The 9,278-nt window shown below is 64.2% G+C and carries 8 protein-coding genes and 1 tRNA gene; 7 read left to right on the forward strand and 2 right to left on the reverse strand.

Translation table 11 applies throughout. The features are described from left to right. Positions 1–1,138: Asp-tRNA(Asn)/Glu-tRNA(Gln) amidotransferase subunit GatB (gene gatB / locus RMN84_RS06710; protein ID WP_309611413.1), on the forward strand; the 1,138-nt coding region annotated here is incomplete at its 5' end. A gap of 30 nt (positions 1,139–1,168) precedes the next feature. Further along, positions 1,169–2,815: an alkaline phosphatase family protein gene (locus RMN84_RS06715; RefSeq protein ID WP_309611414.1), complete on the forward strand. Its 1,647-nt coding sequence runs from the start codon at positions 1,169–1,171 to the stop codon at positions 2,813–2,815. On the opposite strand, the gene RMN84_RS06720 is transcribed toward RMN84_RS06715, so the two are convergent. Then, positions 2,796–2,924 (reverse strand): hypothetical protein, encoded by a 129-nt coding sequence (locus RMN84_RS06720; protein WP_309611415.1) that lies wholly within the window; start codon positions 2,922–2,924, stop codon positions 2,796–2,798. The two genes, RMN84_RS06715 and RMN84_RS06720, sit on opposite strands and share 20 nt — an antisense overlap. Next, positions 2,924–3,091, reverse strand: coding sequence for a hypothetical protein (locus tag RMN84_RS06725; protein WP_309611416.1), 168 nt, complete (start codon positions 3,089–3,091; stop codon positions 2,924–2,926). Before RMN84_RS06725 ends, RMN84_RS06720 begins: the two co-directional genes overlap by 1 nt. 118 nt (positions 3,092–3,209) lie before the next feature. On the opposite strand from RMN84_RS06725, the gene RMN84_RS06730 reads away from it, so the two are divergent. The 5 genes from RMN84_RS06730 to RMN84_RS06750 form a co-directional block, all read left to right on the forward strand. Next, positions 3,210–3,294 (forward strand) — tRNA-Leu (locus tag RMN84_RS06730). Positions 3,295–3,344: 50 nt separating this feature from the next. After that, entirely contained in the window at positions 3,345–4,961 is a 1,617-nt protein-coding gene (tig, locus tag RMN84_RS06735) for a trigger factor (protein ID WP_309611417.1), read from the forward strand. A 100-nt stretch (positions 4,962–5,061) separates the two neighbouring features. Next, entirely contained in the window at positions 5,062–6,000 is a 939-nt protein-coding gene (locus RMN84_RS06740; RefSeq protein WP_309611418.1) for a glycosyltransferase family 2 protein, read from the forward strand. Between the two features lie 130 nt (positions 6,001–6,130). Further along, positions 6,131–8,995 carry a TonB-dependent receptor domain-containing protein gene (locus RMN84_RS06745; RefSeq protein WP_309611419.1) on the forward strand — a complete coding sequence of 955 codons (2,865 nt, stop codon included), beginning with the start codon at positions 6,131–6,133 and terminating at the stop codon, positions 8,993–8,995. A 130-nt stretch (positions 8,996–9,125) separates the two neighbouring features. Next, the coding region (locus tag RMN84_RS06750) for an ATP-dependent Clp protease proteolytic subunit (RefSeq protein WP_309611420.1) at positions 9,126–9,278 on the forward strand (153 nt) is incomplete at its 3' end.

Here is a 9,278-nt window from a genome sequence, read left to right on the forward strand (position 1 = left end):
GATCGGGGTCGAGCGGATTCATATCGAGCAGGACGCGGGCAAGCTGATGCACGACCAGCATCCGACCATGTCCTATGTCGACCTCAATCGCTCGGGCGTCGCACTAATGGAGATCGTCAGCAAGCCGGACATGCGTTCGCCTGCCGAAACAGGAGCTTATCTGCGCAAGTTGCGGGCAATTCTGCGCTACGTTGGATCGTGCGACGGCAATATGGAAGAAGGATCGATGCGCGCCGACGTCAATGTCAGCGTGCGCAAGGTCGGCGATGAACTGGGCACGCGGACCGAGACCAAAAACGTCAATTCGGTCCGCTTCGTCATGGCCGTGGTCGAGTTTGAGGCCCGTCGTCAGGTCGAATTGATCGAAAGCGGCGGCAAGGTCGCCCAGGAGACGCGGCTGTTCGACCCCGACAAGGGCGTCACGCGCACGCTGCGGTCGAAGGAGGATGCGCATGATTATCGCTATTTCCCCGATCCCGATCTGCTGCCGATTGAGCTCGACGAGGATTTCCTGACGGCGTGCCGGGAGTCGCTGCCCGAGTTGCCCGATGCCAAGCGTAAGCGGTATGAAGCGCTTGGAATTTCTGCTTACACAGCCGCCGTTCTTACGGCGGAAGTCGAGATTGCCGATAAATTCGACGATATTCTAAAGGAAACGGAACTCGCGGCCGGAGGCGCGTTCCTTGATAAAGTTTTTGACGGAGCACAGCTGCCAAGACTGGATGTTTCGGCAGCAAATTGGGTCGTTTCTGAACTCTTCGGAGCGGCCAAGCGGTTGGGCAAAAGCGTGACGGACATCGACGTCTCTCCGCGTCAGGTCGTGGAGCTAATGGCGCTCGTAGCAGACGGGACTCTTTCGTCCACGCTAGCTAAGCAGGTTGCAGAACTCATGTTTGCAACCGGGGACGATCCGACCCGGATCGTTGAGCGCGAGGGTCTCAAGCAGACCAGCGACACTGGCGCAATCGACTCGATCATCGACACTATCCTCGCCGCCAACGCCGACAAGGTCGCGCAGTACAAGGCGGGCAAAGAAGCGCTGTTCGGCTTCTTCGTCGGACAGACGATGAAGGCGATGGCGGGTAAGGCCAATCCGGGCGTGGTCAACGAGCGGTTGAAGGCAAAGTTGGCTGATTAGCGTCATCCCGGGCGACGAATGGGAGATGTCATGCGCAAAATAACGGCCTGCCTGCTGACCACCCTAGCCGTCACCAGCGCATGCAGCGCGGCGGTGCCAGCCGCAAAGACACTCGTTCCCAACGCGCCCAAGCTGGTCGTCGTTATCTCGGTCGATCAATTCTCCGCCGATCTGTTCGATGAATATCGCGCCAGCTTTACCGGTGGTCTCGCGCGACTCGCGGGCGGCACCGCATTCCGCAACGGCTATCAGGGCCATGCCGCGACCGAGACCTGTCCCGGCCACTCGACCATCCTCACCGGCGACCGCCCGGCGCGGACCGGGATCATTGCCAACGCCTGGTTCGACCAGTCGCAGGCGCGCTCCGACAAGTCGGTCTATTGTGCCGAGGACGAGCGCGTCCCGGGCTCGTCGAGCAGCAGCTACACCGTCTCGCCGCTGCACCTGCGGGTGCCGACGCTGGGCGAGCGGTTGAAGGCTGCCTCTCCTGCCAGTCGCTCGGTCGCCGTCGCCGGCAAGGATCGCGCGGCGGTCATGATGAGCGGGCAGCGCCCCGACCAGCGCTGGTATTGGGACGGCAAGCGCTACAGCAGCGACCTGCGCGGCGTACCCTTGCCGCGCTCGGTCATCGCGATCAATTCGACCGTCGCGCGCCTGATCGAAACGCTGGCCGATCCGCTCGAACCGCCGCCGCTGTGTAGCGCCAAGGCCAAGGTCGTTCCGGTCGAAGGTGGCGGCCAGCCGGTTGGGGGCGGGGCCTTCGCCCGCGCCGCCGGGGACGCCAAGGGCTTCCGTGCCTCGCCGCAGTTCGATGGCGCGACGCTGGCGCTGGCTGCCGGGCTAATCGGCGAGATGAAGCTGGGGCAGGGGGCGGCGACCGACCTCATCGCGATCGGCGCGTCGGCGACGGATTATGTTGGGCATAGCTATGGCACCGAGGGGCAGGAGATGTGCCTGCAACTGCTCTCGCTTGACCGCGATCTTGGCGACTTCTTCGCTCAACTCGACCGGCAGGGGCTCGACTATGCAGTCTTGCTGACCGCCGACCATGGCGGCAACGACATCCCCGAACGCGAGCGCGAGGCGGGCATCACCGGTGCGTCTCGGGTCGATCCAGCGCTGTCGCCGGGACAGATGGGCAAGATCATCGCCGCCAAGCTGGGACTGGCCGGGCCGATCCTGGTCGGCGACTCGCCGTTCGGCGACGTCTATTTCGACAAGGCGCTGGCGCCAGCGAACCGCAAGCGCGCGGAGGCCGAAGCACTCGCGCTCTATCGCAAGCATCCCCAAGTCGAGGCGGTGCTCAGCCACGCCCAGCTCAAGCGCACGCCCTTGCCTCGAACGGCTCCCGATCGCTGGACCGTGATCGAGCGGGCGCGGGCCTCGTTCGACGACCGGCGGTCGGGCGACCTCGTCGTCCTGCTCAAGCCGCGCATCACGCCGATCGCTGATACCAGAAACTATGTCGCGACGCACGGCAGCGCGTGGGATTACGACCGCCGCGTGCCGATCCTTATCTGGCGCAAGGGCATGGCCCCGGTGCCGAGCGATGCGCCGGTCGAGACGATCGACATTGCTCCTACGCTGGCGGCGCTGATCGGGCTGCCGATCCAAATCGGGGCGATGGACGGCAAATGCCTGGCCGGCGTACCCAGGATCAGCTGCCCGGCACGCTGACCACCGGATCGGGAGTCGGCGGCGGTGCTGGCTCGCCCGACAGCATCGGAACTTCCGGCTCCTCGGGCTCAGGAGTCGGTACGCCCGGCAGCGGCGGCGCGCTGGCCATCAGGCGATCGGGCCGGTTGGCGTTGCGGGCGGCTCGGTGCCGGGCGACGTCGGTGAAGGAACGTCGATATTGGGACCCGGATCGGGCGCCTCGGGCGGCATGGTCGGTGGCTGGGCGGGCGGCGGTGAAGCCGGAGCGGGGTCCTGGCCGGGCAGCGTATCGGGCATCATCATCTCCTTTTCCGATACAACGATTTGGCTGCGCGACGGTTGCCGTGGCAATCGCTGGCCCAATCGCTTGCCCTTGGCCACATCCTTGCTATAGGCCGCGCCCTTGAGCGTCCGCGCGGGCGTGGCGGAATTGGTAGACGCAGCAGGTTTAGGTCCTGCCATCGCAAGATGTGGGGGTTCGAGTCCCTTCGCCCGCACCACCCCTCCCTGCGCTCAGCCAGATGAATGTAACCGGGAACAGATACGCATCATGAAGACCGTCGAAACGCAGAACGAAGGCCTCAAGCGCGCCTACACGCTGACCATCCCCGCCAAGGACATCGCCGCCCGCGTCGATGGCGAAATCACGCGCATGGCGCCGCAGGTCAAGATGCCTGGCTTCCGTCCCGGCAAGGTGCCGCCGAACCTGATCCGCAAGATGCATGGCGAAGCGCTCGCCGCCGACGCGCTCAATACGGCAGTGCAGGACAGCGTCCAGGCGCTGATGGCCGAACAGAAGATCCGCCCGGCGATGCAGCCGCAGGTTGAGCTCGTCGACGGATATGAGAATGGCAAGGACGCAGAGGTTCGCGTCGAGCTGGAAATGCTGCCGACGATCGCGGCGCCGAAGATCGACAAGCTGACGCTCGAGCGCCTGACGGTCGAGGTCGACGATGCCGCGGTCGATGCCCAGCTGAGCCAGCTGATGGCGTCACAGAAGAGCTTCACCGCCGCCAAGAAGGGCCATGCCGCCGCGACCGGCGACCAGGTCATCCTCGACTATAAGGGCACCACCGCCGACGGCGTGGCCTTCGAGGGCGGGACGGGCGAGGGCATGGCAGTCGAGATCGGCTCGGGCCAGCTTATCCCAGGGTTCGAGGATCAGCTGGTCGGCATCAAGGCGGGCGAGAGCCGCGACCTGAATGTCACCTTCCCCAAGGATTATCCGGCGGCGAACCTGAAGGGCAAGCCGGCAACCTTCGCCATCACCGCGACCGAAGTGAAGGTGGCAGGCGAGGCCAAGGCCGACGATGATTTCGCCAAGACGCTCGGGCTGGAAAGCCTCGAGAAGCTCAAGGGCCTGCTGCGCGATCAGCAGCAGCAGGAGCTGAACGGCCTGACCCGCACCCACATGAAGCGCCGTCTGCTCGACCAGCTGGCCGACAGCCACGACTTCGATGTACCGGCAACGATGGTCGATGCAGAATATCAGAACATCATGGCCCAGCTTCGCCAGGAGGCCGAGCAAGAGGACGACACCGCCAAGGCGCTGGCCGAGATCGAGAGCGAGGCCGCCGACTATCGCGAGATCGCCGAGCGCCGTGTCCGCCTTGGCCTGCTGCTGTCGGAGATTGGTTCGGCCAATGGCGTCGAGATCAACCAGCAGGAAATGAACCGTCTGATTGGTCAGGCTGCGGCGCAATATCAGCCCAAGGATCGCGACCGGTTCATCCAATATGTCCAGCAGGACCCGATGGCCGCCGCCCAGCTGCGCGCCCCGATGTACGAGGACAAGGTCGTCGATTTCCTGTTCGAGAAAGCAACGATCACCGATCGCGCCGTGACTCGGGCCGAAATAGAGGCCGACCTGGAGTCCGAGGACGGGCATGTCCACGGGCCGGATTGCGGGCACGACCATGGCCACGACGCCAAGCCGGCGAAGAAGGCCAAGGCTGCGTCAAAGCCCAAGACAGCGAAGGCTGTCCCGGCCGAAGAGGATACGGTAACCGCCGCCGATGCTCCGCCCAAGCCCGCGAAGCCGGTCAAGGATGGCGCTGGCGCGAAGGCACCGGCGGCAAAGGCGACCAAGCCCGCCGTCTCCGTCGCTGCCGACAAGGCAGATGCTCCGACAACAAAAAAGTCGGCGGCGAAGAAAACGAAGGCCTGATGTCGAACCGCTGTTCGCGCTGACCCATCGAAGGACTGTTCACTTCTTTAACCAGAAGTAGGACAGGGCTTCGATGAGCCCAGCTCGAACGGGGATTCGAATGTCATTGCCGTCACCGCCACGAATCGCCGTCCTGCTGCCCTGCTATAACGAGGAGGCGGCGATTGAGCGGACGATTGCCGGTTTCCGCGCTGCGCTGCCGGTCGCGACGATCTACGTCTATGACAATAACAGCAACGATCGCACGGTCGCGCTGGCGACGGCCGCCGGTGCGGTCGTCCGCACCGAGCGCCAGCAGGGCAAGGGCAATGTCGTCCGGCGGATGTTCGCGGACATCGACGCCGACGTCTACATCATGGCCGACGGCGACCTGACCTATGACCCGGTCGCCGCGCCGCCGATGGTCGAGATGCTGCTCGGCGAGCAACTCGACATGATCGTCGGCACGCGCAAGCATGAGCATGCCGAGGCCTATCGAGGCGGCCATGTGTTGGGCAACAAGATCTTCACCGGGCTGCTGTCGGGCCTGTTCGGGCGCAGTTTCACCGATATTTTCTCGGGCTATCGCGTGTTTTCGCGGCGGTTCGTGAAGAGTTTCCCGGTGCTGTCGTCCGGGTTCGAGATCGAGACAGAGATGAGCGTCCACGCGCTCGAACTGCGCATGCCGGTCGGCGAAGTCGAGACGGTTTATGCCGCGCGACCAGAGGGTTCGGAGTCGAAGCTGTCAACCTATCGCGATGGCTGGCGGATCCTCAAGACGATCGTCACCCTTTATCGCATCGAGCGACCGGTGCTGTTCTTCGGCAGTATCGGCGCGCTGCTGCTGCTGCTCGGGCTGGTCCTCGCGATGCCATTGGTCCTGACCTATCTCGACACTGGCCTGGTGCCGCGCTTCCCGACCGCGATCCTGATCACCGGGCTGGTCATCATCGCCGTGCTGTGCCTGTTCGCCGGGCTGATCCTCGATACGGTGACGCGCGGTCGCCGCGAAGTCCGACGCCTCGCCTATCTCGCGCATTCCGCACCGGGGCAGGTGTAGCTTTTGCGCACCAGTTGCGCTGGATTGTGTCGATAAACTCACACTGACACTGTTCGCGTTCCACGGCTTTGACTAGCCTTTCCCTTTCGAACCGCCGTCCGCTCGAGCGGACGCGACAAGGGGGAACACCATGACCAGAACGTCGATCGCACTCCGCGCCACGGCTTCGCTCACCGCGATGATGATCGCCAGCGCCTCGAGCGCCCAGACCACCTCGCCGACCGTGGCTGATACGACGGTCGCTCAAGCCGATGTCGGCACCGAAATCGTCGTCACCGGTTCACGCATCCGCCGCGACCCGCTCAACCAAGATTCGCCGGTCGTCATCCTCGACCAGAATGCGCTCGCGCAAACGGGCCTGTCGGCGGTCGCCGACATTCTCCAGCGGCTGCCGAGTGCAGCCGGCGGCCTCAACACCAAGGTCAACAACAGCGGAAACATCGGCAACCCGCCCGACGGCGGCGGCGTGGGCGCTGGCTCTGCTGAAATCGACCTGCGCTATCTTGGCGCCAAGCGCACGCTGGTGCTCGTCGACGGCCTGCGCTTCGTCAACGGCGCGAGCGCGAGCGGCATTCCCTCGACGGTCGATCTCAACACCATTCCCGCCAGCATGATCGAGCGGATCGAAGTGCTTCAATCGGGCCAGTCGCCGCTCTATGGGTCGGACGCGCTGTCCGGCGTCGTCAATATCATCACCAAGTCGAGCCAGAAGGGCCTGCAGGCGTCGGGCCAGTTCGGCACCTTCCGCCAGGGCGACGGCCACACCCAGGATTACAACATCAGCTATGGCATCAAGCTGCCCACCACGAGCATCGTGTTCGGTGGCAGCTACGTCAAGCAGGAGGCGGTGCGCACGCGCGACCGCTCGATCTCGCAATTCCCCAACCCAGGGCAGACTAGCTGCTCCGATCCGGTCGGCGGCTGCAGCACTGCGCCGTTGCTCGGCCGCTATGACGTCAACGGGCAGAGACTGACCCTGCGAGCGCCAGTGATCGGGCGACGACCGGTCTATGATCCGACGCTGGTCGGCGGCGACTTCACCCGGTTCAGCTCGGCAGCCCGGTTCAACTTCGCGCCCTTCAATTATTTCCTGACCCCGTCCAAACGCTATGGCGGGTTCGTCAACGTCAAGCAGGAGCTGACGTCGAACATCAATTTCCACGTTAGCGCTCTCTACTCGCGTCGCAAGTCGCAGAATCAGGCAGCGTTCCTGCCGCTGTTCATCGGACCCGACGCGGGCAACGGCAATTTGCTCGACACGATCACCATCGACGCCAGCAACCCGTACAACCCGTTCGGTACGCTGTCGGCGGGCAACCCCGGCGATCCGCCGGCGAATTATTCGACCGTCCGCCGACGCCTGGTCGAGGCCGGCCAGCGGACCTACACGCAATCGGTCAAGACGAGGTCGGTCACGGCCGGCTTCGACGGGTCGTTCGAGGTCGGTGCGCACAAATGGTTCTGGGACGTCAGCGCGGTGTTCGGCTCAAACAAGGCGCGCCAGTCCTTCACCGGCAACGTCAACGCCGCCAACCTCAAACGTGCGCTTGGCCCGGTCACCGCGTGCACCGCGCCGTGCGTGCCGGTGAATATCTTCGGCGGGGCGGGGTCGATCACCGCGGACCAGCTGGCCTATATCACCTACACCGAGCGCAACCGCAGCTCGCAGTTACTGAATGATTATACCGCCAACCTCAGCGGCGAATTGTTCGACCTGCCGGCTGGCCCGGTCGGCTTCGCGGTCGGCTATGAGCATCGTTTCCAGAAAGGCAGCTTCGATCCCGATCCGATCACCGCGGCGGGGCTGAGTTCGGACATTCCCTCGTTGCCCGCCAGTGGCAGCTACCGTTCCAACGAATTCTACGGCGAAGTCCGCGTGCCGTTGCTCAAGGAAGTGCCGTTCTTCTACTCGCTCGAGTTCGACGGCGCCGTGCGTCACGCGAGATTCTCGCGGAGCGGAAGCACGACCACCTACACCACCAGCGGCACGTGGAAGCCGGTCCACGACCTGCTCCTGCGCGGTTCCTATGCGACGGGCTTCCGGGCACCGTCGATCGGTGAGTTGTTCGGGGCCGCCTCGCGTGCCGACGCGCCGATCGACGATCCGTGCACCAACGTCGCCGGTTCGCCGTTCCAGACCAATAGCACCGTCCGCGCCAATTGCATCGCCAACGGCGTCCCGGCCGATGGCAGCTATCAGGAGGCCAACGGCGGGCAGCTTGGCGTCCTCACCGGTGGCAACCTCAACCTGAAGCCCGAGACCTCACGGACGCTGTTGTTCGGCGGCGTCTATTCGCCGGCGTGGGCGCGCGGCGGGTTCCTCCGCCAGCTCAATCTTGAGCTCAACTACTACAGCATCCGGGTCGCCAATGCGATCGCGCCGGTCGACGCGCAGCTGACGCTCAGTCGCTGCGCCTTCAGCGGTGATGCGCTGAGCTGCGCCGCCATCACGCGCACGCCCAACGGCCTGATCTCGCGGATCAATGCGCAGCTGCAGAACATCGGTAGCATCCGTACGCGCGGGATCGACGTTATCGCCAATGTCCGCACCCGGACCACCGAGGCAGGGGCGTTCGGCCTGACGATCAACGGCAATTTCCTCAAGAAATATACCGAGACGTTCCCCGCTCAGGTTGGCTTCACCACAACCAGCTATCTGGGCACGACGCGCGGCTTCCCCGACCAGTCCTATCCACGGTTCAAGGGCAACGGCACGCTCGACTGGACCTTGGGCGCGTTCACCGCCTCGTTCACCGGCCGCTATATCGGTGCGGTTCGTGAAGCCGACGGCAAGCGGCTGAAGAGCACCGTCTATGGCGATGTCCAGCTCGGCCATTCGTTCATGGATCGCCGCCTTCAGCTGACCTTGGGTGTCAACAATGTCTTTAACCAGGATCCTCCGGCCTGCTTTAGCTGCACCGGCCCCAATTATGATCCGACGACCTACGACGTGCCCGGACAGTTCGGCTACGTTCGCCTGAGCTACAAGATGTAGTCGTTCGCTCGAGATCAAGTGAACGGGGGGCGGTCAGTTCATGCTGGCCGCCCTTTTCATGTCACCGCTTGAACCGGCTTCGCTTTGCCCCGATGTAGGGCGGAGCATCACCCAAGGACACGCACCACTCATGGACCATCTGGATATCGTCGGCGGCCTCGTGCCGATCGTCATCGAGCAATCGAACCGCGGCGAGCGCAGCTTCGACATCTTCTCGCGCTTGCTGCGCGAACGGATCATCTTCGTTACCGGCGGGGTTGAGGACGGCATGGCCTCGCTGATC

The sequence above is a fragment of the Sphingomonas sp. genome (assembly GCF_031380695.1).
Classification (GTDB): domain Bacteria; phylum Pseudomonadota; class Alphaproteobacteria; order Sphingomonadales; family Sphingomonadaceae; genus Sphingomicrobium.

Excerpts from the sequence above, each read along its gene's own strand:
- RMN84_RS06715 (WP_309611414.1), top strand. The coding sequence starts at position 1,169 with ATGCGCAAAATAACGGCCTGCCTGCTGACCACCCTAGCCGTCACCAGC.
- RMN84_RS06720 (WP_309611415.1), bottom strand. The coding sequence starts at position 2,924 with ATGGCCAGCGCGCCGCCGCTGCCGGGCGTACCGACTCCTGAGCCCGAG.
- RMN84_RS06725 (WP_309611416.1), bottom strand. The coding sequence starts at position 3,091 with ATGCCCGATACGCTGCCCGGCCAGGACCCCGCTCCGGCTTCACCGCCG.
- tig (WP_309611417.1), top strand. The coding sequence starts at position 3,345 with ATGAAGACCGTCGAAACGCAGAACGAAGGCCTCAAGCGCGCCTACACG.
- RMN84_RS06740 (WP_309611418.1), top strand. The coding sequence starts at position 5,062 with ATGTCATTGCCGTCACCGCCACGAATCGCCGTCCTGCTGCCCTGCTAT.
- RMN84_RS06745 (WP_309611419.1), top strand. The coding sequence starts at position 6,131 with ATGACCAGAACGTCGATCGCACTCCGCGCCACGGCTTCGCTCACCGCG.